The sequence below is a fragment of the Pseudomonas sp. PDM02 genome (assembly GCF_014852285.1).
Lineage (GTDB): Bacteria > Pseudomonadota > Gammaproteobacteria > Pseudomonadales > Pseudomonadaceae > Aquipseudomonas > Aquipseudomonas migulae.
Genome location: NZ_JACVBL010000017.1, coordinates 52638 through 73813, shown reverse-complemented (window position 1 = coordinate 73813; position 21176 = coordinate 52638). Strand labels below are relative to the sequence as shown.

Genomic DNA, 21176 nt, shown 5'->3' with positions numbered 1-21176 from the left:
CCCCGGTTTTTTTGATTGTAGTATCAGGAATATCTGCCCGCCGGGCCCTCTTGATGATTGAGATGATCTGCCAGCCTCAGGGTAAGCTGTAAAAGCGGCATGGTCGGATTGCTCGCACCGGCTGTAGGAAAGACACTGCTGCCCGCCACGTAAAGATTCTCGGTGCCGAACACTTTGCAGTTCTCGTCGACCACACCGGACTCAGGCCCCGAGGCCATCCGTGTAGTCCCCATATGATGAGCATGGGGCGTCACTTTCAGTGGCACAGAGACGTCATACACGTACTCATGCAGCTTGACGAAGCCCAACCCCGTTTCGGCAAAACACTTCGCCACCTCCAGCCCTATCGATTTGATGGTATGCCTGTCTTCGAGGACCAGCTCCCAGTTGATGTTGACCTTGCGCATCCCCAAGGCATCTCGCGCCTCGAGCAAATTGACGCGGCTGTTAAGGTTGGGAAATTGTTCGATGAGGGTGGTAATCACCCCGTCGCCAGGGCAATTGAAATTCGTAATGAAATCGATCTTGTGCCCCATTCCGACGTCGCAGACGAGGGTCTCCAGAAAACCCTTGATGGCCGCTGTTCGCCCATAGGCTTTGACCTCCGCCAGCAACGCAGCAGAAACGTTCCCTTTACCTGACTGAAAGTGCGCGACAAACGCATCGGTGGTGAAATACTGCCGAGGCTCGGTACTCTGCCCCTCCCCCAGAATGAAGGTGCCCAGCTCGAGGTTCAGGTGTTCCATGAAACATCTGCCGACGAAACCGTCCTTGCTGACAATGCCGGCGGATACCAGGGACTCGCTGTTCATCAGCTGCCGGGCATTCTCGATGGCGCCCGTCGCCAGAATGAATTGCTTTGCCTTCACTCGTTCCCGGTGCTTCTCGTAATCGGACACAACGATGGTGGCTATGCGGCCGGTCCTGGCATCGAACTCAAGATCGACACAGTTGCAATTGATGAAGACATCAAGCCCCTCGGTCTCTTGAAGTTCCTTGGCGTATTTTTGTGCAAATCGTGTCGGCGGGCTCAGCAGGAAACGATCCGCGTCAAAGTCGTTGCCATCCATGGACGCATTAATGGCCTTGAATCCGGAATCCGTCGGAAGATCCACAATAGCCATGGCCGCTGGCAGATAACGCTCGATCTCGGAAAACGCGATGGGCCAGCCGGGCAGTTTGACCGGAGGAGCCATTTCGAAGTCTGACTTCTCGAAGGGACGGCAACGCCCCGCCCAGTGGTTGGACGTGCCGCCGAGAAAGCGCAGGCGTGTTTCATGTGCGTAGACATCCAGGCCTGTCGAGGGGCAGTCATAAAGGGTTTGCGAGGGCTGCGAATACTCGTGCCCCCCGCCCTCGATCAGCAACACGTGCCGACCATTCCCGGCCAGGCGCAACGCCAGCGTGATGCCCGCCGGCCCGGCCCCGATGATGCAGAAGTCATAATGATCGCGGAGTTCTTTCTGCGATTGGTAATCTTTGATCATGTTCGCGTTTGCCGAAAATACTGGGCCGGCAACACCCAGCCGTTGACGACGACAAACCCGCTTTTTTCAGAAGAAGGCGAAGCAAGGAGCGAGGACAGTCCAAATGTCATCCCCCCCAGACTTAATAGAGCGAACGCCTGGAGGAGTTCTCTGCGCCCCATCGCGGAGATATTCAAATCAAGTTCACTCATGCTTCAAGCTCCCCGACATTGAAATTGAAGACTGCAAAAGACTTGAATCAAGTCAAAGCCAATTGGCAAGGCCCAACACTAACTCCCCAAACCCGACGCCTACCAGCACCATTGGCAGTACAGCCAGCTCTCGTTTGAGATTGAACAGCCCCACACGACGGTTCACATAAACAATTAGCACAAGTGTAGGAAACGTATGCAGCGCGACACCCCAAATTGCATATTTCACGCCGCCAACGGCCAGCAGCAGCGGCAGTAACACCCATAACGAGATGGCGCGAATAATGTTATCCATGGCCTGGTACTTCGTGAGCCCCAAGGCAAGCCAGGCTTGATGCGCCACGCCATAGCGCAAGATGAAGAAAGACAGTGAGAGCACGGACATCATGTTGCCGGCCTCGGCATAACGCTCATCGTATAACCAGTGAATGATGAGAGGGCTGATGACCCACAACAGCCCGCAAATAAACAGCAAGGCGATGTCGATAATCAGTCTGAAGCGGTCATACAAAGCGCGCAGCCGTACGGTGTCATTGCTTCTTGCCGCCTCGCTGAAAGCTGGCAACGCCACGGCGCCAACCAGCCTCTGCGCGCCGAGAGTAATAGCCCCCAGAATCAGCACGGCAATGGAGTAGACGCCCAGTTCGGCGGCCGACATGCTGCCGCCGAACCAGATGCGATCGCCATTCATGGCCAATACGCCCACTGCCGACGACAACAATATCCAGCGCCCGAAGACGACCAGCTCCTGGAGCGCACTGCGATCCCACTGCAGACGGTTATGCGGGCCCTTAAACCAGAAATGCCCCAGAAGCAGACTGACCAGGGCGGAAACCAGCCCCGCCCCCACCAGTGACCAGATAGACCGGGTGAAGTAGCCGATAACCAGCATCACCAGCAGGCCGGAAATCTGGGACGCAAACTCGGCGAGCACGACTTTCTTTTGCTGGAATGCACGAACGGCCACGTCGACCTTTGTCGACTGAAAACCATAGATGAGCGCGGACAAGCCAGTAATGGCCAACACCAGCGGCAACTCCGGTGCGGCATAGGTGGATCCAGGCGACCACAGATTGATGACCTGCGCGAACCAGGCCAGGCCTGCAATCAGAAGCGTCGAGGCAAAAAGGATAAAACCGCGCACGATCTGCACGGTCCAGACGGTATTGAGAAATACCGGATCGTCACCACGCGGGCTCTGGATGATGTTCTGGCGCAAGCCCACATCGGAAAGCAAATGGATAACGACCGAAACGGTGGTAGCGATAATCATGATGCCGAACATCTCCGGCATCAGCAGGCGAGCCATGATCAGGTTGCCGCCCAGGCGCACGGCTTGAGAGGTGACAAGTGCTCCGAGATTCCATGCTCCGGCGAATATCGCTCGCTTGCGCAGGCTCAACGATGGCGATATATCAACTGAAGGCATAACATCAATCCCGGACTCTGTGGCACGAACGTTACTATAGCCGCAATCAGGCAATCCACTATGCTTCGCTCACCACTCAATAAGTTTAAAAACTCATGCCTGAGCACTTACGCGCGTTAACCGTCATTCTGGTTCTGGCCGGCATCGTTTTTACCCTTTCACGCCGGGCTGCAGCGGACCTTATCCCCTACAGCGACTTCACGCGTCGCCGCAATCTGTGGTTCGTGTTGACGCTCCTGGTCTTCGTCTCGCACAGCTTCTGGGTGTATGCAGCCGTTGCCGCCGTCATCATGACCGTCGCGGGAAAACGCGAGCGCAACCCCATCGCGCTGTTCTTCTTTCTGCTGTTTCTGGTCCCGCCGGCCTCGGCGCAGATTCCAGGCTTGGGCGTGATCAACTACTTTTTCGATCTCAACCATATTCGCCTGCTGTCCTTGTGCGTTTTGCTGCCGGCGTTTTTTGTGCTGCGCCAGCGTGCAGACACGCTGGCATTCGGGCGGACCTGGCCTGACAAACTGTTGGCCGCCAACATCCTGCTGGCGAGCCTGCTGTTGCTGCGCGAAACCACGCCCACCGACACCTTGCGCCAAGCGCTCTACATGTTCATCGAAGTTTTTCTGCCGTACTACGTGGCCAGCCGGGCACTGAAAAACCTCAGCGACTTCAAGGACGCACTGTTGGCCTTTGTCCTCGCCTCCATGGTGTTGTCGATTATTGGCCTGTTCGAATTTGCCCGCAGCTGGCTGCTGTACAGCGCGTTGATCGATGCCTTGGGCATACAATGGGAAATGTCCGGATACCTGAACCGTGGCGGTTCATTGCGCGCCAGCGCCACGACCGGCCAGGCGATTGCGCTGGGCTTCGTGATCAGCACAGCCATCGGCTTTTATATGTATCTGCAGGAAAACGTGCGCAGCAAGTTCCAGCGCCGCCTCGGCGCACTGTTGCTGGCCGGCGGGTTGTTTGCACCGCTGTCGCGCGGCCCGTGGATCGGGGCCGCCGTCATGATCGCAACCTTCATCGCCACCGGCCGCAGCGCTTTCAAACGCCTGATTCTGCTGGCGTTGGTCGGCGTGCTCGCCCTGTCCTTGCTGGCGGTCGTGCCTGGCGGGCAAAAAGTGCTGGACCTGCTACCGTTCTTAGGCACGATCGAAGTAGAGAACATCACGTACCGGCAACGCTTGATCGATAACGCAATGATCGTGATCCAGCGCAACCCCTTGTTCGGCGCTTTCGACTTCCGCAACACGCCGGAAATGCAGTCCATGATTCAGGGCCAGGGCATCATCGATATCGTGAACACCTACATCAACGTGGCGCTGCAGGTCGGGTTGATCGGGCTGACACTGTTCGTGGCTTTTTTCGCCACGGTGCTCTTCGGTCTGCGCAAGGCAATGCGTTCTTTCTCCGACAAGGACGATGAGACGCGCCGACTGGGGCGTGCACTCTTCGCGACGCTGGCGGGCATATTGGTGACCATCGTTACCGTCAGCAGCATCACGGTAATCCCCGTGGTGTATTGGTCGGTGGCCGGGCTGGGCGTTGCCTATGTCCAGATGGTTCGCAAGCTCAGGCAAACCTCACCTGCAACCGCTGTAAGTGCCCATCCTCAACTTCGGTAATGCCAATGCCCAGCTTGTTTCGCCGCACACCTCTGCTGCTCATCGCGCTCCTGTGCGTTGCCATCTGGCCGTTCAGGAGCTGGGCGTCGGACTGGGTCGCGAGCGTGGATGAGCGCAGCGGCCTGCCGATGCTGACACGCGGTGGCAGCCCCGTCTTGGCATCGACATTCACCTTCTGGGGAAGCAACTGGGAGTGGTTGTATTTTGCGTCCCGGTTCAAGGCAAACGCCCCCCACAGTTACTCCCTGGAAGGCCAGAACAAAGACCTGGACTTCGACTTGACGGCGCAGATTCAAAAGGACGGCGAGCAAAAGCTGACCTGGAACTTTGCCCTCGATGCGCACAGCACGAAGTCGGGTGTAATGGGCGGGGGCATCGTCTTCAAGTTTGACCCGGCACTGTTCGCGGCAGAAATGGGCGAACCGGTGCTGCTCCCCGACAACAGCGGCTGGGCCTGGGGAAACGCACAAGGACGACGCATCGAGATGCGTTTTGAGCCGGCACTGGCGAGTGTCTATTTTGAACCCGGCGACCGATCCGAGGTGCGCGCTTTTTTCTACAAAAGCACGATCAGGCCCGGCCAGCAAAACATCAAAGCCACCCTGAGCGTCTCGGGTGATGTGACACTCGGCCCGACCCTGACCGAGCGCTTTGGCCTGACGGACCCGACACGTTGGCCGAACGACAACATCGACATAAAAACCTCACCGGTCGATCTGTCGTTTCTCAATGCTGGCGAAAAACCTGCGGGCAAGCGCGGTTTCGTCAAAGCGTCCGGCGAGCAGCTGATGTTCGCCGACAACACCCCGGCGCGTTTCTGGGGCACCAACATCACGTCCTACGCGCTGTTCCAAACGTCCGACGATGCAATCAAGCAGCAAGCCAAACGCCTGTCGGCACTCGGTTTCAACCTCGTGCGACTGCACCACCATGACTCACCCTGGGTCAACCCGAACATTTTTGGCGAGCGCGACCTCACGCATGACACTCAGCAACTCAGCGCGCAGTCGCTGAAAAAAATCGACTGGTGGATCAAGTGTCTGAAAGACGAAGGCATTTATGTCTGGCTCGACATGCACGTCGAGCGAGCCCTTATGCCGAAGGACAACATTTTTGCCTTCGATGAGCTGCCAAAAAATGAGCAGAACAACGCCAGCCTCAAGGGTTACGCGTATGTAAACATCACCATTCAGCAGGCCATGAAACGCTTCACCGAAGCCTACATGACCCACGTAAATCCCTTTACCGGCCTCGCCTACAAAGACGAGCCGGCAATCGCCGCCGTCCTGATCACCAACGAAAACGACGTCACTCAACACTTCGGCAATGCCCTGTTGCGAGACAAGGGAGTTCCCAAGCACTGGAAGCTCTACAAAAACCAGGCCGATGTCTTTGCCAGCCAGCACAATCTATCGCAAGGACTGACCTGGCGTTCGTGGGAGCATGGCCCCTCCAAACTGTTCCTTAACGATCTGGAACAGCGTTTCAACGTAGAGATGATTCAGCATCTGCGCGACCTCGGCGTGAAGGTGCCCATTGCCACCACCAGCAGTTGGGGAGGTGACGGCCTGAGCTCATTGCCGGCCTTGACCAGCGGTGATGTCATCGACGTTCACAGCTACGGCGGCGCGGGCCAGCTGGAGAAAAACCCGCTCACCTCCGCCGGCATCATCGACTGGATCGCCGCCGGCCAGGTGACAGGCAAACCCCTGACCGTCACCGAGTGGAACAACGAACCATTCCCGACACCCGACCGCCACTCGTTGCCACTCTATGTCGCCGGCACCGCCAGCCACCAAGGCTGGGACGCGCTGATGCAATATGCCTACAGCCAGCAATCATTCGACGGCGACTGGGTAACGGCCGATAACTGGCACGCCTACAACGACCCCGCCATGCTGGCCACCCTGCCCGCCGCCGCCTTGCTCTATCGTCGCGGTGACGTCAGCGAAGCCAACACGACGTACGTCTTCGCACCGACGCCCGACACCCTGTTCAACAAACCCGTGTCACCGGCCAATTCTGTACTGCTGCGCACGGCGATGGAGATAGGCAAGCTGCAAATCGCCATGCCACAAACGCCGGAACTGGCCTGGTTGCAGCCGAGCATTATCCCGAGCACTGCCAAGGTGTTTCATGACCCTGACCAGTCGTTGCTGGACGCCAATGCCAGCGAGTCCACGACGGATACGGGCGAGCTCAAGCGCAACTGGAAACAAGGCATCTACACCATCGATACACCCCGTACCCAGGCTGTCACCGGCTGGATCGGCGGCGAATCGATCAGCCTGGGCAACATCAAGGTGCAAGTGAAAACGGCGAATGCCAGTGTGGTGGTGCAGAGTCTGGACAACGCACCCGTCGCACAATCGAAGGATTTGCTGATTTCATTGGGCACCCGCGCCATCCCCAAGGAAGACGACAAAACACCGTTTTATGTGGAGCCTCTGGAGGGCACGCTGAGCCTCCAGGCGCCGCCTGGCCTGACGCTCTTTACTAACGGCACGCTCGCACAAATGAAGAAACTGCCCGCAACCTATGTGGATGGACGCTATACGATCAAGTTCCACGACCTGCAGGCGTCCAATTGGTTGTTTTTGAGAAAAAACGCCACTCGCTGACGCTGCAATCCGCTTGCACAGGAACAGTTTCCAGGAGGTCAGGATGAAGTTTTTGGTGATTGGCGGCGCAGGCTACATCGGCTCGCACATGGTGAAACAATTGCTGCGTGCGGGTCACGAGCTGGTGGTGGCAGACAATTTTTCCACCGGCTACCGCAGCGCCTTGCCGGGCGGAAAGCTGGTCGAACTGGACATCGCCGACGCGCAAGCCCTGGACGATGTTTTTGCTGCTGAACATTTTGATGCGGTGTTCCACTTCGCTTCATTTATCCAGGTCGGCGAATCCGTCACCGAGCCAGCCAAGTATTACCGGAACAACCTCGCCGCTACGCTGACGCTGCTACAAGCCATGGTGCGCGCGAAGGTCAAACACTTGGTTTTTTCCTCGACCGCCGCCGTCTATGGTGACCCGGTATACGTGCCCATCGACGAAGAACATCCCAAGGCCGCCATCAACCCTTATGGCCGCAGCAAGTGGATGGTGGAGCAGATACTGGAAGACTTCGACCGCGCCTACGGTCTTAAATCGGTGTGCCTGCGCTACTTCAATGCCGCCGGCGCCGACCCTGAAGGACAGCTGGGTGAACGCCATGAACCGGAAACCCACCTGCTGCCACTGATCCTGCAAGCGGCCTCGGGCCGACGCGAATCCATCACCGTGTTTGGTCGGGATTACGACACGCCGGACGGCACCTGTATTCGCGACTACGTCCACGTGGTCGATCTCGTTGCCGCTCACGCACTTGCCGTGGATTATCTGCTGGCCGGTGGCGCAAGCACGGCGTTCAACCTCGGTAACGGCCAAGGGTTTTCAGTACAGGAAGTGATAGACACTGTGCGTCGCGTCACCGGCCAGGACTTCTGCATCAGTGACGCGCCCCGCCGTGCCGGCGACCCGCCACGGCTGGTGGCCGACCCTCGAAAGGCCAACGCAATACTGGGCTGGCAAACTCAATTTGCCTCGCTTGAAGAGATCGTGACGCACGCCTGGAAGTGGGAGCAGAAGCACCCTTGGCACTGACAGTCGGCGCTGGCGCATAACGCGCCACGCGCCGAAGGGTGACGCGCTAGTAGTAAGAGCGGTTTTGTGGTTCGGCTTTGTTCAGCACCGTGCCAATCAGATTGGCTGAGCCCAGGTGATGCAGGCTTTCCTCGATCTCTTTCTTGCTGTTCATGCCGTTGGCGACCACGAGCAGGACGCAGTCGAATTTCGGCAGGACGGTAATGACATCGTCCGAGCTGAGGATTGGCGGCAAGTCGAAAATCACGATACGCGAGTTGTAGCGTTCACGCAGATCACTGATCAAATGGGTCACTGCGGGCGATGACAACACCTCGGTGGAGAGAGGAATCGGCTTACGGGTCGGCAGGACGACAAAACGCGGCAAGGTCGGGTTGACCAGAACCTCTTGCAGTTCCGCTTCGTCGGCCAGGTACTCATTGAGCGATTTATCCATCGGCAGACCCAGGCAGGCACCCACTGTCGGACGGCGCAGGTCAAAATCCACCAGCAATGCAGTCTTGGTGGTGTGATGGGCGATGCTCATTGCCAGGTTGATCGCCAGGACCGTCTTGCCTGCCTCCGGCGTCGGCGAGGTGATGGCAAGCGTACGCCAGCCGTTTTCTTCCATGATTTTCAGAACTTGCGTGCGCAGCAGATCGAACGCCCCGCCCATGTTCGAGTTCTTGTTGTACGCCACAATGCGGTTACGCTCGAGATGATCCGGGCGCAAAGGCACAACTTTGGTTTGCACATAACTGAGCGCATTCAGACCTGCAGAGTGCCCGGTTGCGGTCATGGCTTTTGGCGTGGCCACGAGGGCCGAGGACGACTGTTTTTCATCATCTTCGGTATCGGTCTTGTTAAATTCCATGGCTGTATTCCTTATGCAAACCGGCCCAAAGCTTTAAAAATCAAAAGATCCAGTGGCATGTAGAGGAAGTGCACGAGCACCAGAAAGATCACGAATGCCACTATCCCACAGATGATCAAGCGCGTTCGCCACCTCTTGCGATTCGCCAGCTCCGCCTTGGTGTGAATGTAGGGAATGGCAACCAGTACACGCCGCCCCAACACGCTACCCAGGGCTTCAGCTCCGCGCACACGCTGAGTCAGCATTTCCAGGAGCATCACCAATGCGCCAGCGCCCACAGGGGCAAGCACGAAGCCCATGGCAACCACTTTCTTGCGGTTCGGCCGTACCGGTTTTTCAGGCATCAGCGGCGACTCCAGGAGAACAAAACGCTCGGCTTTGTTTTCCTGTTCCAGGCTTTCGGAAATTCTCGCATTCATCTCCTTGGCGCGCATTTCCTCGTATTTCTTTTTCGCGTTGTCATGGTCACGCATCAGCGTGATCAGGCCGCGCTCGACTTGTGGCATTTCAATAATCTGCGCTTCGTATTCGGCTATTTTCTGCTGCGTCTGCTGCTTCTGATCGGCCAGCGACTTGATACGTGCGTCGGTGGCCGCGATCCGCGCCTGAGCCTTCGCTACATCCATACTGACGGACACTACCGAACTCCCCGCCACCGACTTGTTCGCCTCAAGTGCCGCAATCTTGCGTTTCACGGCACGCACATCGGGGTGGGCTTCGGTATACAGCGTCAGCAAACGGACGTATTCCGCCTTGAGGCTGCCCAGATCCTGCGGTTTGTCAGCGGCTGCACCCGCCACGCCAGGCTTGGTCGCTACGCCGGCATTGGCGGCGACAAGCTCCAACTCATTGAAGCGCAAATCCTCACGGGCAGCCTTGTAGTCACGATCGACTTCCTTGAGGTCGTTTTCGGCGCGGGTCAACATGTTCGTGAGCAATTCCCGATTCTCGGGCAGCGATTTGCTGTGCTCCTCCTTGTATTTCGCCACGCGACTGTCCTGGGCATTCAGGGCAACCTCGAGCTTGTCCGCCTCCTGCTTTGCGAACTCTGTGTTTTCATTGGCGCGCTCGGTGCGCTGCCGGATGTTTTCATTCAGGAACAGCGTCACCAGCTCGTTGGCCACTTTGTTGGCAATCTCTGGTTGGCGGTGCTCAAAGGAAAGACGAAACGCAATCGTCACTTCCCCGCGACCCTTGACCGCGGCGCTGACCAGGGTGACCCCGATCGTATTGCGCATTTCATCGATTTTCTCGGAAACGCTCAACTGCCGGCCTTGAGAAGAGAACAAGTTGTATTTGTCGATGATCGCTAAAAGATTCTCCCGGGTCATCACACGCTGGCGAATGACTTCGATGCGCTCATCGGCAAAGGTGCCGTTGTTTGTCGCGACCAGTTCAGGCGAGATCTGCTGCGACTCGATCAGGATCGTGCCAGAGGACTCGAACGTGGGCGGCAGCGACATCGCGACCGCGATGCTCACGCCAAGTATGGCTGCGCAACTCACGATCAACAGCACGGCGTGGTGTTTGACGATGGCGATGTAGTCGTTGACCGACATTTCGTATTCAGAGGCCATATTTCTCACACAACTGAATTTCAGAGACCGGGGTAACTGTAAATCAGTGTCATCCCGACAATATTTGCGCTGGCATCCGGCAAGCCGTCCTGCTGACGCTCCTTGTACGTGAAGGATAGGCGCGCAATCCAAAAAGGCGAGAGTTCTTGACTGATCCAGGCACTGTAATTAAGCAAAGTGTTCGGCGTCTGGCCTTTGGTGTCCTGCCAGGAGGCATCAAAACCGGTGCGTCGGATCTCATCGATGGCGTAACTGAATGTTCCCTTCAGGTTATCCGCCTCGACGAACCCGCCGTCACCGCTGGCGACCGTACTGCGACCGGCGTCGACGATTGCATCAAACCGCTCGCCGGTGTATTGCAAGGTCAATCCGCCCTGCCCCTTGGGGCCGTCACCCGAGCCGGAAACCTGATTGACGCCCGCGTATACCGTCCCCTTGAACTGCTCGGAGAGCTGGAAGTTCACGCCGACCGTGGGTGTATAGCTGTTTGAGGAGGACGCCACTGCAGAGCCCTTCTCAGGCTCATAGCGCCTGACGCCCAAACGGGTGAACACCTCGGTCTGCTCGCTCCACGCGTAGCTCCACGTCAAGCGGGTGGCCAGTTCGTCGTAGTTGATCAGGGTCGGAATGTCGTAAGTGACATGAGTGTAGTCAGTCTCGTTGAGCAACGTACTTCGCTCGCTGAGAGCCGTATGCCAGTTGCCGCCCAGGGTATACAGCTTTTGCGTGCCGTCGGTTGCTACCACGCCGGTTTCCTGTACGGCAGTAGAGAGCGTTGAACTCTCTTCATACTTGGCCGTGAGTCCAAAACCGCCCGTTTCGGTTTCCCGCTGCCACCCCAGTTTCAATCGGGGGTCTTCACGATCCGTCACGATGTCGGTATCGGAAGAACGCACGACGTATACACCGAGACCGAATTGAAACTCATCCCGACCGGAAGTACCGACAAGGCCGTACTCGGGAGCGATGATGGTGCGGGTCACACCCTGCTCGCCACTCGTGAGCAACAGTGGATTGCTGTCGTACTCGACAGTCGAAGGCACCGCGATTGATGATTGCCAGGTCGCCGCATGGGCCACACCGGAACACGACAGAATCAGGGTTGCAGTGGCAACCCCGGTAGTTCGAAGAGCAAGCAAGTTAATCCTTAATGCATCGCGCAAGTCTAAGGCACGACCAGCGTATCGCCGGCCTGGAGGAGAATATTGGTGGACATGTCACGCCCGGACATCAGATCGCTGTAATTGACTGGCAGGATCTGTTGCTTGGTCCCGTTGAGTCGCACGACCTTGATTTCATCCTTGTCGGCAAACTTGTCGAGCCCGCCCGCCACGCTCAACACCTGCAGCACTGACGTTTGACCTGATAAATGGACACTGCCTGGCTTCAACACTTTGCCCTGCACGTACACGAGATTGCCATCCGTGCTGGTGACGACAACGCTCACCTGCGGATCGGGTATGTACTTTACAAGCTTGGCAGCAATTTTCTCTTCGACTGCGGTGGTATCGAGACCTGCCACATCGACTTGCCCTGCCAGCGGGAAGGTAATGCTTCCGTTGGGAAGAACGATCACGTCCTGCTTGAGCTTGTCTTCGCCCCAAACGGAAACGGCAAGCTTGTCACCCGGACTCAACCGGTATGCAGCATCGTTTGCGACGGCATTGGAAATGCTGGGCATAACTGCCAGCGCGCAGACCAAAGGTAACCAGAAACGCGACATCGGGATCCCTCCGCCTAAGTAGCCTTGCCAAGAGTCTTGCATAAAATCCGGGGTAAATCACTCTTGCTCATTTTTAGGTCAAGGAAACGATCAAGGGGCTGTTTTTTGCGTTCGACGCCGTCCGGTTTTCGTCGGCCTGACGCCTCTATTGCCTGCCGGGAAACAGCTGGCGAAGGAAGTTTTTTATTTAACAATAAGTTGTCGTTAAACATATCGACCTCGATGTCTGCCTGCCAAATTAATAGCACTCTGTTTAATAGAGCCCGTCATTCAGCTAATACATCGCCAAACCCACTAGCAGATCAAATTGATATCAATCACTAGTGTCAATGCGCCACACAATCGCCAGCAAAAACAAAAAGCTAGCTACACCTTCCGCCGGTTGGCAACCATGACAAAACCGAATAACGCGGATGAAAACAACCAGGCGGCAGCTGCTAACGGAACTGCATTCGATTGATTGCTGAGGGCATCATCCCCGCCACTCAAAACTTTACTTTGCGTACCTGAATCTGCCGTTAACTTGTCAACGGCAAGTTGCGCCATTAATCCGTCACAGGAAGAACTATTGACGGTAGCGCCCACCTTGGTGGCGGACTCTATAAGGCTGTTGAGTTGATTTTTTGCTGTATCAGCGAAGCTGGTATCGCTGGCCGAAGCTGCCGCACCAGGACCGTTTGCAACGGTTGAAGGGGCACCACCCTGCTCGGCGGCGGTCATGCCCGCTTTTGGACCATACGCTTGGCAAGCATCGCCCATGCGGTTAATTTCACGGGTCAAATTGGCCGTTTGTGCGGTGGCAATGGCCGCACCATTAAAGAGCACGCAGAACAAAACGGATTTGAGAACCAGTGATGAACGCATTGAAGCCCGCCTCCCTGCACACAGGGTTTTCCTGATATCGAATGAAGGATTAGTTACCCAGCTGATTGGAGCCTATAAGCACATAGCCAGCACGTCAATGGTCTGTCACAACAATAAATTAAAATAAAAATCAAGGCAGAATGGCGTCAATAAATCGACAATTAGTCCTCATCATAACAAGGGGCTCTATCTCCTTGAAACGACTCAAACATGGGCATCAGCCCTGCCGAAAACGGGCCTGAATGCTTTGCTTTTCCCCTGCCGAAACACCGGCGACAAAAAACTATCGACGCTGGCCGCCGTGCATCCACTCTCGTGGACTGACGCCGGTCTTGCGCCGAAATGCCCGGGCGAGCGCCGAAGGGCTTTCATACCCCACTTCATCGGCAATCAGGGCAATGGACTTGCCTTCACGCAAGCGTTTCTGGGCCAGGCTGATGCGCCAGCTCACCAGGTAATCCACCGGGGTCTGCCCCACCACCTGACGAAAGTGTTCGGCAAAACTGGCCCGGGACATGTTGGCCGCCGTCGACAACTCAGCCACAGTCCAGGACTTGCCGGGCGTGTCGTGCATCAGGCTTAACGAGCGTGCCAGGCGTGGGTCGGCGAGACCGGCCATCATGCCGGGGCTTTGTTCGCGATTGGTCAGAATGTGCCGCAGCAACTGGATCACCAGCACTTCGAACAAGCGGTCCATCATCGCTTCGCGACCGCAAATGCCACCGAAGGCTTCGTTGAACAGCCAATCCAGCGTACCGGCCATGGTCGGCACTTCATCGAGATCAAGCACCAGGTAATCGGGCAACGCCGCCGCGAGCGCATTCCCCGCACCGCCATCGAACGTCAGCGAGGCGCACACCAGTTGTGTGTCGGACGTGTCAGCGGCAATCAATCGGTGACGGTAAGGCCGAGGGAAGAAAATCAAGGTGGGTGTATTGAGCTCAATCGCGCGCTCATCGGCCAGTTTCAGGGTCAGCTCGCCGGATTGCAGCAGATGGAGGTGCCCGCAGGCCTGATCACCGTCAAAACCGGTGGTGCCGCAAAAGGTCCCGCTGTGGAAGGTACCGGCGCTGACGCCGAAATGGCTGAGCAAGGTGGACAAGCGATCCATGGACAGGCTCCTGGCGGCATATTTGGACGATCAGTCGCATATCCTCGACGATTTGCAGCCAATAGACCAGCACTCGTCATTAGCATGGACCCCGTACCCAGCGCACACCGCGCCGTCATCTACGGAGATCCACCATGAGCCGCATCAACACCCTGAGCCTCGAACACGCCACCGACACCACTCGCCCGCTGCTGGAAGGCGTGCAGAAAAAAATCGGTTTTTTGCCCAATGTCTTCAAGACGCTGGCGCATGCACCTGCCGTGCTGTCCTCTTATCTGCAACAGTCTGCGACCCTCGGTAAAACGTCACTGAGCGCTACCGAGAAAGAAGCGATCTTCCTCGCCACGTCCCAGGTGAATGGGTGCGACTACTGCCTCGCGGCCCACACATTGTTTGCCGGCAAGGCCGGGTTATCGGCGCAAGACATCCTCAGCGCACGCAGCGGCCAGCTCAATGCCTTTGCCACCCTTGCCCGGCAGATCACCGAAAGCCGTGGCCACCTGGGCAGCGAGCAGATCGCAGCGGCACGGGCAGCCGGGATCAACGACAGCAAGATCGTCGAAGTGATCGCTCACGTGGCCTCGCAGACCTTGACCAATTACCTCAACAACGTCGCCCTGACCGAGATTGATTTTCCGGCCATCGATGCTTGAACGACTGTCTATTCGGGAGAACCGCTGATGAACACCGTGACGCTCTATACCACTGACACTTGCCCTTATTGCCACAACGCCAAGATTTTGCTGGCGAGCCGTGGCATTGCGGCACAGGAAATAAACGTTCAATCGGAACCTGGGAAATTTGAGGAGATGCTCGGCCGCAGTGGTCGCCGTAGCGTGCCGCAGATTTTTATCGGTGATGTGCATGTTGGAGGGTTTGACGAGCTGGCCAAACTTGATCGTCAGGGGGGGTTGATGTCGATGCTTGCTTGAGGCCGGTGACTTTTTTTTGGGGGGGGGGTGTACATATCCGTTGTTGTGGTAACGGCCGCTATTGGTTCCGCTTTTACAGCGGGTTACTTGGAAAAGCGCCAAGTAACCAAGCGCCTGCGCCCCTGACGTACGGTGGCTCGCTAAGGCTCGCCATGCCCTCGCTCCGGTCCTGCTCCGTGGGCCCGCCGCCATCGGCCATCCCTGGCCGGGGGCGGCTAACCCGGCATCCATGCCGGGTTGCCCACTACGCAGAACCTCCACTCGGCCTCCCGACGAGGCAGATCAAGATCAAAAGCAAAAGCGAGGCGGCCTGCCAGCCGACCTGTTTCTTTGTTCGTACGCATTCCCCTGTAGGAGCCGGCTTGCCGGCGATGGACGTCAACGATAACGCGGGCTGTCTGAAGGAACGCGTCGCCCAGACGATTTTCGCAAGCAAGCTCGCTCCCACTGTTGAATGTATGCGTTCCGAATACACACGCATTTCCCCTGTAGGAGCCGGCTTGCTGGCGATAGCGGTGGATCAGTCAACGTATGTATTGGCTGGGCAGACGCCATCGCCAGCAAGCCGGCTCCTACAGGGGGCACGTACGCTTTTGATTTTCACCACTCATCAGGTCGAGCGTTAGCTCGCCTTCAGCTTTTGATCTAAGCGCCCCCTCGAGAGGCCGAGCGCAGGTTCTGCGCAGTGGGCAACCCGGCATGGATGCCGGGTAAGCCGCCCCCGGCCATGGATGGCCGATGGCGGCGGGCCCACGGAGCAGGACCGGAGCGAGGGCATGCCGAGCATTAGCGAGGCACCGAACGAAAGGGGCAAGAGCCCTTGGTTACTTGGGGCTTTTCCAAGTGACTCGCCGTAAGGGCGAAACCAATAGCGGCCATAACCGCAGAAATGGATATGTACACCTGAAAGAAAATAGTCGCCGGATAGACCGCTATCGCCGGCAAGCCAGCTCCTACAGGGACCGGGTACATCCGCAAGAGTCGGGGCATATGGGCAAACACACAAAGGGCGCTCTATGATTGACCCCTATGACCACGTCGATGCCGATCCGCCAACCCTGCCCGCCCGGTGCCTGCAACTGCGAGCGTGAACCGCTGCTGGAAAAAGCGGGCGCGGACCTGCGCATCCTGTTCCTGACCCGCACCGAGGAAAAACGCCTGCTCGACCGCCTGGAAAACCTCCAGAGCCTGAGCGACCTCGAACGGCTGCAACAGCGGATGTTCGAACAACTGGGCATCCGGGTCGAAATCGCCCCCGGCTTCAACGAAGTCCGCACCATGCGCGGCATCGCCATCTCCATCGGCGAATTGCCGGGGCTGTGCCGCAAAACCCGCCAGGCTATCCCGGCCGCGATTCGTCGCGGGCTGGAAAAACGGCCGGAAATCGCCTACGAACTGCTCAACGCCAACGACCTGCTGCGCGACGCTTGACGGCTGAATGCCCCCCAACACTCCCGAATGCCACGAAAGAGGATCAGCGGTCGTACGCAAATCCCGGCGCGCTGCTATGCCTTCTCAAAGGGAGAAAGACATTCAAGCCCGTCAGGACGAAGCGGGAAACAGGCGTGACCGTGGTCCCGGCGCCAGCCAGGTGCGCGAAGAGCAACAGGTGCCAATCCCTATCAGGAGGTGGCAGATGTTATTCATGGTCAGTTGGTCAATCAGTCCGCAAAACCGCAACAGCGCGATCAAGCGCTTTCTCGAGACCCAAGGTGCCCCGCCCCCCGGCGTCAAGATGCTCGGGCGCTGGCATGCCGTCGGTGGCTCGAGCGGTTTTGGCATCGCGGAAACCGACGATGCCGTACAGATTCAAAAATGGGTGCTGCAATGGAGTGACCTGATGAGCATGGAGGTTCATGCGGCACTCACCGATGAGCAGGCTGGGCCGCTGCTGGCGGCGGCTGTCAGCAAGTAATAATCGTCGTGGCGGCGAGTCTTGCTCGCCGCCACGACGCAGGCGCTCTGTCAGCGTCAGGCTTTAGATCCTGCTACGTCTTGATTCCCACCCGCCGCCGCATCTCGGCAGTGATTGCCTGAGCAGCAGAGCGATACCCCGGGAGAAAAATTCAATCGGGGTTGAAACTGCCCTGACAGACGGACAGATGGCCGGGCACTGGGCACGCCGGCAAGTGAATATACTCAGCGGGAGTGGACACATCCTCCGGAGAGCAATCATGCGAACGGTTCACGTCATCACCCCCGAAAAAACCCCGGGGCCGGTCAATGTGGTGGGTGAGGCGATCACGGTTCTCGCCGGCGGCGATCTGAGCAAACCCTTTGAAATGCACATTCAGGAAGGCGTGCAAGGGGGCGGGCCGCCGCTGCATTTCCATCCGTGGGACGAGGCTTTCTACGTTACCGACGGGCAGGTCGAAGTGACGGTCGAGGGCAAGTCCACCACCGTTTCTGCCGGCGGCTACGTGCATATTCCTGGTGGGTCGATCCATGCCTACAAGAACATCAGCGCGACCGCGAGGATGATTGGCGTGGTGTCCGATCCACGCGGCGGTCAGTTTTTTACGGCGGTGGACCGGCTGAGGGTTCCGGAGGATTTGCCGCGAATCCTGGAAATTGCCGAAGCGCACGGGGTTACGTTTCTGATTCCGAAATCACCGCAGCCCCTGTAGGAGCCAGGCTTTCCGGCGAAGGGGCCTGTGAGTACGCCTTCGCCGGCAAGCCTGGCTCCTACAAAAAGCTATCAGTCAAACCGCGCCACCCTTGGCCTGCTGCTCCAGATGCACCTGCAAATCCGGATCTATCTGCAACGCCGCCGCCAGTTCATCCAGATAGTTGCGCTCGGCGTCTTGCTGATCGTCCACCAACATCACGCTGGCCAGGTACATTTCCGCCGCAATCGCCGGGTCCGTCGCCGATTGCGCCACATCCGCGGGATCCAGCGGCCGGGCGACTTCATCATCCAGCCATTGCTGCAGTTCCGGGTCATCGGTATGGCGGCCGATTTCAGTGCTGATCATTTGTTTCTCGGCGTCGTCGATCCGGCCATCGGCCTTCGCCGCCGCGATCAATGCGCGCAGGACCGCGTGGCTGTGGTCCTCGACTTCCGGGCCGGAGAGCAGATCCACGGTGCGCGGCGCCTGTTGCGGCGCGGCTGCCTGGCTGCTTTGCCAGGCCTGATACGCCTGAAAAGCCATCATCCCCAGGGACGCCAACGCTGCGTAGTTGGTGCCCCCACCCGAGCGAGTCTGGGTCGCGCCGCCCATGCCCGAACCGCCGCCCAGCAAGCCCCCGAGCAAACCGCCCAACCCGGCGTTTGCACCGCCACCGCCGCCCAACAGGCCACCGAGCAACCCGCCAAGACCGCCGCCCATACCGCCTTGAGGTGCGCCGCCACCTTGCTGCGTCATCGAGCCCTGGCCGGCTCGCAAGAGTTGTTCGAGCAAATCGCTGGTGTTCATGACGACGTCCTCATCGGTTGGAGTTATCCAGTCAGGCAACGATAGTCCTCGTACGCCGTTGCGCCATTACCGTTTGGCTGACTTCGCTGTCTGTGGTGTTCAAGCGTTTGGGGGTATATCCATTGTTTTGCTGATGACGGCTGGCGATCTCGCCCTTACGGCGAGTCACTTTCGAAAAGCGGAACGTGAGCTAACGCTCGGCCTGATGAGTGGTGAAAATCAAAAGCGTACGAGGATCCCTGTAGGAGCCGGCTTGCCGGCGAAAAGCGTCGGGGCAACGCGTTCATTCAGACAGTCCGCGTTATCGTTGACGTCCATCGCCAGCAAGCTGGCTCCTACATGGGAAATGCATAGGTGTTTGGATAAATACGATCAACTGTAGGAGCCGGCTTGCTGGCGATGGCGGTGGCGGTGGGTCAGTCGAGAAATAAGTTGGCGGACCCACCGCTATCGCCAGCAAGCCGGCTCCTACAGTTGATTGGTGCCATGGCCAATTACCGCGTCTGCTGCTGTTGCTTTGCTTTGCTTTGCTTTGCTTTGCTTTGCTTTGCTTTTGATCTTGATCTGCCCCGTCGGAAGGCCGAGTGGAGGTTCTGCGCAGTGGGCAACCCGGCAAGGATGCCGGGTTAGCCGCCCCCGGCCATGGATGGCCGATGGCGGCGGGCCCACGGAGCAGGACCGGAGCGAGGGCATGGCGAGCCTTAGCGAGCCACCGTACGTCAGGGGCAAAGCCTTTTGGTTCCTTTTTGGCGTTTGAAAAAGGGACTCGCTGTAAGAGCGAAACCAATAGCCGCCGTTACCGCAGGAATGGATATGTACACCCTTAAAAAATTCGTCGCCTGATACACAGCCATCGCCGGCAAGCCGGTCTCACTCCCACAATGGTTCCGGGTACATCCGCAAGATCAGGTCAGCCATCCCCCTGAAATGGACGCAAGCGCAGTCCGACAGCGACATTCCCCTCGGTGAAGGATTTCATACCCAACACCACAGTATTTTTTGACGACCCAGCTAAGATTTACAGACGGTGAACCTTATTCCCGGATTTCCGGTCGATACCTGCAACCCGACCCGGTTCGCCACCGCCCCCGATAAACGAGGGTGATGACTGGCTTGCTTCACTTTCTGGAGAACGCCCCCGTGATATCCACCCTACACATCGCCAGGCTCAAAGCATGGGGCGCCCATGGTTTTACCGCCACTGGCGTAGTCACAGCCTTCCTCGCCACCCTCGCCCTGCTGGAAAACCAGCCCACCAATTGCCTGCTGTGGCTGGGCGTCGCACTGATCGTCGACGGGCTCGACGGCGCACTGGCGCGCAAGGTCAACGTACAGTCGGTGTTGCCAAGCTTCGACGGCTCGATCCTTGACCTGGTCATCGACTACCTGACGTACGTGTTTATCCCGGCACTGTTTATCTATCGTTACATCCCGTTGCCGGACTACACCCTGCTGCTGACCGTGTCGCTGATTCTGGTCTCGTCGCTGTTCTGCTTCTGCAACGTCAACATGAAAAGCAAAGACAACTACTTCCAGGGCTTCCCCGCCGCGTGGAACGTGGTTGCGCTATGCCTGTACATCATCGCCCCGTCGCCGTGGATCACCCTGCTCACCGTCATCGGCCTGGCGTTGCTGACCGTGACCCGGATGAAATTCCTGCACCCGTTTCGCGTGCGCCGGTTCATGCCGATCAACATTGCAGTGACGGCCATCTGGTTGCTGTGCAGCTTGTCGCTGGTGATCAACCATCCGGTGATCAACCCGATGGTCATGGGGCTCTGGTTGCTGATGTCGGCCTACTTTCTGGGGATTTGCATCTGGCGCACGGCGATGGAATGGTTTGACGGCTCGCGGCACCCATAAGCCATGCCTATTCATATCGTACGACTCGGCTCACCGCGCCTGCCCGATGAAGGCCTTCGGTTAGGCACCGTGCGCCGCCCGCCTCGTGGCGTGCCGAAGGCTGAGTTTGCCCAGCGGGATTTTTATGATGTGTGGCAACCGCTGCTGTCGCCCAGTGCTGAATTAGTGGCCGAAGCCAAGGCGGCGGCAGATGAAAAAACCTGGGAGGGCTTCAAGCGCAAGTTCAAGGCTGAAATGAATCAGCCTGCGCCCAGCCAGTTGCTGGATCTGTTGGCGGCCCTCTCCCATCACACCTCGCTGGCCGTCGGCTGCTATTGCGAAGATGAAGCGCACTGCCATCGCTCGGTATTGCGCGAACTGTTGCAGGTACGCGGCGCCAAGGTTATTTAAATTCAAATACCCCACAAATCCCCTGTAGGAGCCGGCTTGCTGGCGATGGCGTTCTGTCAGTCAAACTAATGGTCAC

General features: G+C 57.9%; 21 protein-coding genes. 10 read left to right on the top strand and 11 right to left on the bottom strand.

All coding sequences use genetic code 11. The features are described from left to right. Positions 1–23: 23 nt before the first annotated feature. From IB245_RS25430 to IB245_RS25420, 3 genes are read right to left on the bottom strand one after another with little or no spacing between them, the layout of a single operon-like run. On the bottom strand, positions 24–1487 hold the full coding sequence (locus tag IB245_RS25430) for a GMC oxidoreductase (protein WP_192229044.1): 1464 nt from the start codon (positions 1485–1487) through the stop codon (positions 24–26). Next, positions 1484–1678, bottom strand: coding sequence for a hypothetical protein (locus IB245_RS25425; protein WP_192229043.1), 195 nt, complete (start codon positions 1676–1678; stop codon positions 1484–1486). The genes IB245_RS25430 and IB245_RS25425 overlap by 4 nt, the downstream gene beginning before the upstream one ends. Before the next feature lie 52 nt (positions 1679–1730). After that, positions 1731–3107: an oligosaccharide flippase family protein gene (locus IB245_RS25420; RefSeq protein ID WP_192229042.1), complete on the bottom strand. Its 1377-nt coding sequence runs from the start codon at positions 3105–3107 to the stop codon at positions 1731–1733. A 95-nt stretch (positions 3108–3202) separates the two neighbouring features. Here IB245_RS25420 and IB245_RS25415 point away from each other — a divergent pair, with 95 nt between their 5' ends. The 3 genes from IB245_RS25415 to galE are packed head-to-tail and all read left to right on the top strand — an operon-like array spanning position 3203 to position 8371. Continuing rightward, on the top strand, positions 3203–4729 hold the full coding sequence (locus IB245_RS25415) for an O-antigen ligase family protein (RefSeq protein ID WP_192229041.1): 1527 nt from the start codon (positions 3203–3205) through the stop codon (positions 4727–4729). A gap of 5 nt (positions 4730–4734) precedes the next feature. After that, positions 4735–7350, top strand: coding sequence for a cellulase family glycosylhydrolase (locus tag IB245_RS25410; RefSeq protein ID WP_192229040.1), 2616 nt, complete (start codon positions 4735–4737; stop codon positions 7348–7350). A gap of 43 nt (positions 7351–7393) precedes the next feature. Beyond that, positions 7394–8371 (top strand): UDP-glucose 4-epimerase GalE, encoded by a 978-nt coding sequence (gene galE / locus IB245_RS25405; protein WP_192229039.1) that lies wholly within the window; start codon positions 7394–7396, stop codon positions 8369–8371. Positions 8372–8417: 46 nt separating this feature from the next. Here galE and IB245_RS25400 read toward each other — a convergent pair whose 3' ends face one another. From IB245_RS25400 to IB245_RS25370, 7 genes are all read right to left on the bottom strand, one after another. Then, complete coding sequence (locus IB245_RS25400) at positions 8418–9149, bottom strand: CpsD/CapB family tyrosine-protein kinase (RefSeq protein ID WP_223437084.1); 732 nt, start codon at positions 9147–9149, stop codon at positions 8418–8420. An 86-nt stretch (positions 9150–9235) separates the two neighbouring features. Then, on the bottom strand, positions 9236–10801 hold the full coding sequence (locus IB245_RS25395) for a GumC family protein (RefSeq protein WP_008041067.1): 1566 nt from the start codon (positions 10799–10801) through the stop codon (positions 9236–9238). A gap of 20 nt (positions 10802–10821) precedes the next feature. Next, positions 10822–11940, bottom strand: coding sequence for a hypothetical protein (locus tag IB245_RS25390; RefSeq protein ID WP_192229038.1), 1119 nt, complete (start codon positions 11938–11940; stop codon positions 10822–10824). Positions 11941–11966: 26 nt separating this feature from the next. Further along, entirely contained in the window at positions 11967–12524 is a 558-nt protein-coding gene (locus tag IB245_RS25385; RefSeq protein WP_192229037.1) for a polysaccharide biosynthesis/export family protein, read from the bottom strand. 14 nt (positions 12525–12538) lie between these two features. Continuing rightward, the gene (locus tag IB245_RS25380) at positions 12539–12736 is read right to left on the bottom strand and encodes a hypothetical protein (protein ID WP_192229036.1); all 198 of its coding nucleotides are present in this window, start codon (positions 12734–12736) and stop codon (positions 12539–12541) included. A 154-nt stretch (positions 12737–12890) separates the two neighbouring features. Next, positions 12891–13388 carry a hypothetical protein gene (locus tag IB245_RS25375; RefSeq protein ID WP_192229035.1) on the bottom strand — a complete coding sequence of 166 codons (498 nt, stop codon included), beginning with the start codon at positions 13386–13388 and terminating at the stop codon, positions 12891–12893. Between the two features lie 283 nt (positions 13389–13671). After that, positions 13672–14499: an AraC family transcriptional regulator gene (locus IB245_RS25370; protein ID WP_008033956.1), complete on the bottom strand. Its 828-nt coding sequence runs from the start codon at positions 14497–14499 to the stop codon at positions 13672–13674. A gap of 134 nt (positions 14500–14633) precedes the next feature. Here IB245_RS25370 and IB245_RS25365 point away from each other — a divergent pair, with 134 nt between their 5' ends. The 5 genes from IB245_RS25365 to IB245_RS25345 all read left to right on the top strand — a co-directional run bounded on the left by IB245_RS25365 (position 14634) and on the right by IB245_RS25345 (position 18058). Further along, positions 14634–15152: a carboxymuconolactone decarboxylase family protein gene (locus tag IB245_RS25365; protein WP_008041063.1), complete on the top strand. Its 519-nt coding sequence runs from the start codon at positions 14634–14636 to the stop codon at positions 15150–15152. Between the two features lie 27 nt (positions 15153–15179). Continuing rightward, a complete protein-coding gene (gene grxC / locus IB245_RS25360; protein ID WP_192229034.1) occupies positions 15180–15431 on the top strand; it encodes a glutaredoxin 3 in 252 nt (83 codons plus the stop codon). A gap of 1029 nt (positions 15432–16460) precedes the next feature. Beyond that, entirely contained in the window at positions 16461–16862 is a 402-nt protein-coding gene (locus IB245_RS25355) for a hypothetical protein (protein ID WP_032829188.1), read from the top strand. A 205-nt stretch (positions 16863–17067) separates the two neighbouring features. Continuing rightward, positions 17068–17346 (top strand): DUF3303 domain-containing protein, encoded by a 279-nt coding sequence (locus IB245_RS25350; protein WP_008043696.1) that lies wholly within the window; start codon positions 17068–17070, stop codon positions 17344–17346. Positions 17347–17605: 259 nt separating this feature from the next. Continuing rightward, entirely contained in the window at positions 17606–18058 is a 453-nt protein-coding gene (locus tag IB245_RS25345) for a cupin domain-containing protein (protein ID WP_008034751.1), read from the top strand. Positions 18059–18133: 75 nt separating this feature from the next. Here the strand turns inward: IB245_RS25345 and IB245_RS25340 are convergent, their stop codons facing one another. Then, complete coding sequence (locus tag IB245_RS25340) at positions 18134–18847, bottom strand: tellurite resistance TerB family protein (protein WP_192229033.1); 714 nt, start codon at positions 18845–18847, stop codon at positions 18134–18136. Between the two features lie 1140 nt (positions 18848–19987). Between IB245_RS25340 and pcsA the strand changes: the two genes are divergently transcribed. Both pcsA and IB245_RS25330 read left to right on the top strand, forming a co-directional pair. Further along, positions 19988–20710, top strand: coding sequence for a phosphatidylcholine synthase (pcsA, locus tag IB245_RS25335; protein WP_008028178.1), 723 nt, complete (start codon positions 19988–19990; stop codon positions 20708–20710). Positions 20711–20713: 3 nt separating this feature from the next. After that, entirely contained in the window at positions 20714–21100 is a 387-nt protein-coding gene (locus tag IB245_RS25330) for a DUF488 domain-containing protein (protein WP_192229032.1), read from the top strand. The last annotated feature ends 76 nt before the right edge of the window (positions 21101–21176 follow it).

Excerpts from the sequence above, each read along its gene's own strand:
- IB245_RS25380 (WP_192229036.1), bottom strand. The coding sequence starts at position 12,736 with ATGTTTAACGACAACTTATTGTTAAATAAAAAACTTCCTTCGCCAGCT.
- IB245_RS25385 (WP_192229037.1), bottom strand. The coding sequence starts at position 12,524 with ATGTCGCGTTTCTGGTTACCTTTGGTCTGCGCGCTGGCAGTTATGCCC.
- IB245_RS25355 (WP_032829188.1), top strand. The coding sequence starts at position 16,461 with ATGACCACGTCGATGCCGATCCGCCAACCCTGCCCGCCCGGTGCCTGC.
- IB245_RS25430 (WP_192229044.1), bottom strand. The coding sequence starts at position 1,487 with ATGATCAAAGATTACCAATCGCAGAAAGAACTCCGCGATCATTATGAC.
- grxC (WP_192229034.1), top strand. The coding sequence starts at position 15,180 with ATGAACACCGTGACGCTCTATACCACTGACACTTGCCCTTATTGCCAC.
- IB245_RS25410 (WP_192229040.1), top strand. The coding sequence starts at position 4,735 with ATGCCCAGCTTGTTTCGCCGCACACCTCTGCTGCTCATCGCGCTCCTG.
- IB245_RS25365 (WP_008041063.1), top strand. The coding sequence starts at position 14,634 with ATGAGCCGCATCAACACCCTGAGCCTCGAACACGCCACCGACACCACT.
- IB245_RS25330 (WP_192229032.1), top strand. The coding sequence starts at position 20,714 with ATGCCTATTCATATCGTACGACTCGGCTCACCGCGCCTGCCCGATGAA.
- galE (WP_192229039.1), top strand. The coding sequence starts at position 7,394 with ATGAAGTTTTTGGTGATTGGCGGCGCAGGCTACATCGGCTCGCACATG.
- IB245_RS25350 (WP_008043696.1), top strand. The coding sequence starts at position 17,068 with ATGTTATTCATGGTCAGTTGGTCAATCAGTCCGCAAAACCGCAACAGC.
- IB245_RS25345 (WP_008034751.1), top strand. The coding sequence starts at position 17,606 with ATGCGAACGGTTCACGTCATCACCCCCGAAAAAACCCCGGGGCCGGTC.
- IB245_RS25425 (WP_192229043.1), bottom strand. The coding sequence starts at position 1,678 with ATGAGTGAACTTGATTTGAATATCTCCGCGATGGGGCGCAGAGAACTC.
- IB245_RS25395 (WP_008041067.1), bottom strand. The coding sequence starts at position 10,801 with ATGGCCTCTGAATACGAAATGTCGGTCAACGACTACATCGCCATCGTC.
- IB245_RS25370 (WP_008033956.1), bottom strand. The coding sequence starts at position 14,499 with ATGGATCGCTTGTCCACCTTGCTCAGCCATTTCGGCGTCAGCGCCGGT.
- IB245_RS25400 (WP_223437084.1), bottom strand. The coding sequence starts at position 9,149 with ATGACCGCAACCGGGCACTCTGCAGGTCTGAATGCGCTCAGTTATGTG.
- IB245_RS25415 (WP_192229041.1), top strand. The coding sequence starts at position 3,203 with ATGCCTGAGCACTTACGCGCGTTAACCGTCATTCTGGTTCTGGCCGGC.
- IB245_RS25340 (WP_192229033.1), bottom strand. The coding sequence starts at position 18,847 with ATGAACACCAGCGATTTGCTCGAACAACTCTTGCGAGCCGGCCAGGGC.
- IB245_RS25420 (WP_192229042.1), bottom strand. The coding sequence starts at position 3,107 with ATGCCTTCAGTTGATATATCGCCATCGTTGAGCCTGCGCAAGCGAGCG.
- IB245_RS25375 (WP_192229035.1), bottom strand. The coding sequence starts at position 13,388 with ATGCGTTCATCACTGGTTCTCAAATCCGTTTTGTTCTGCGTGCTCTTT.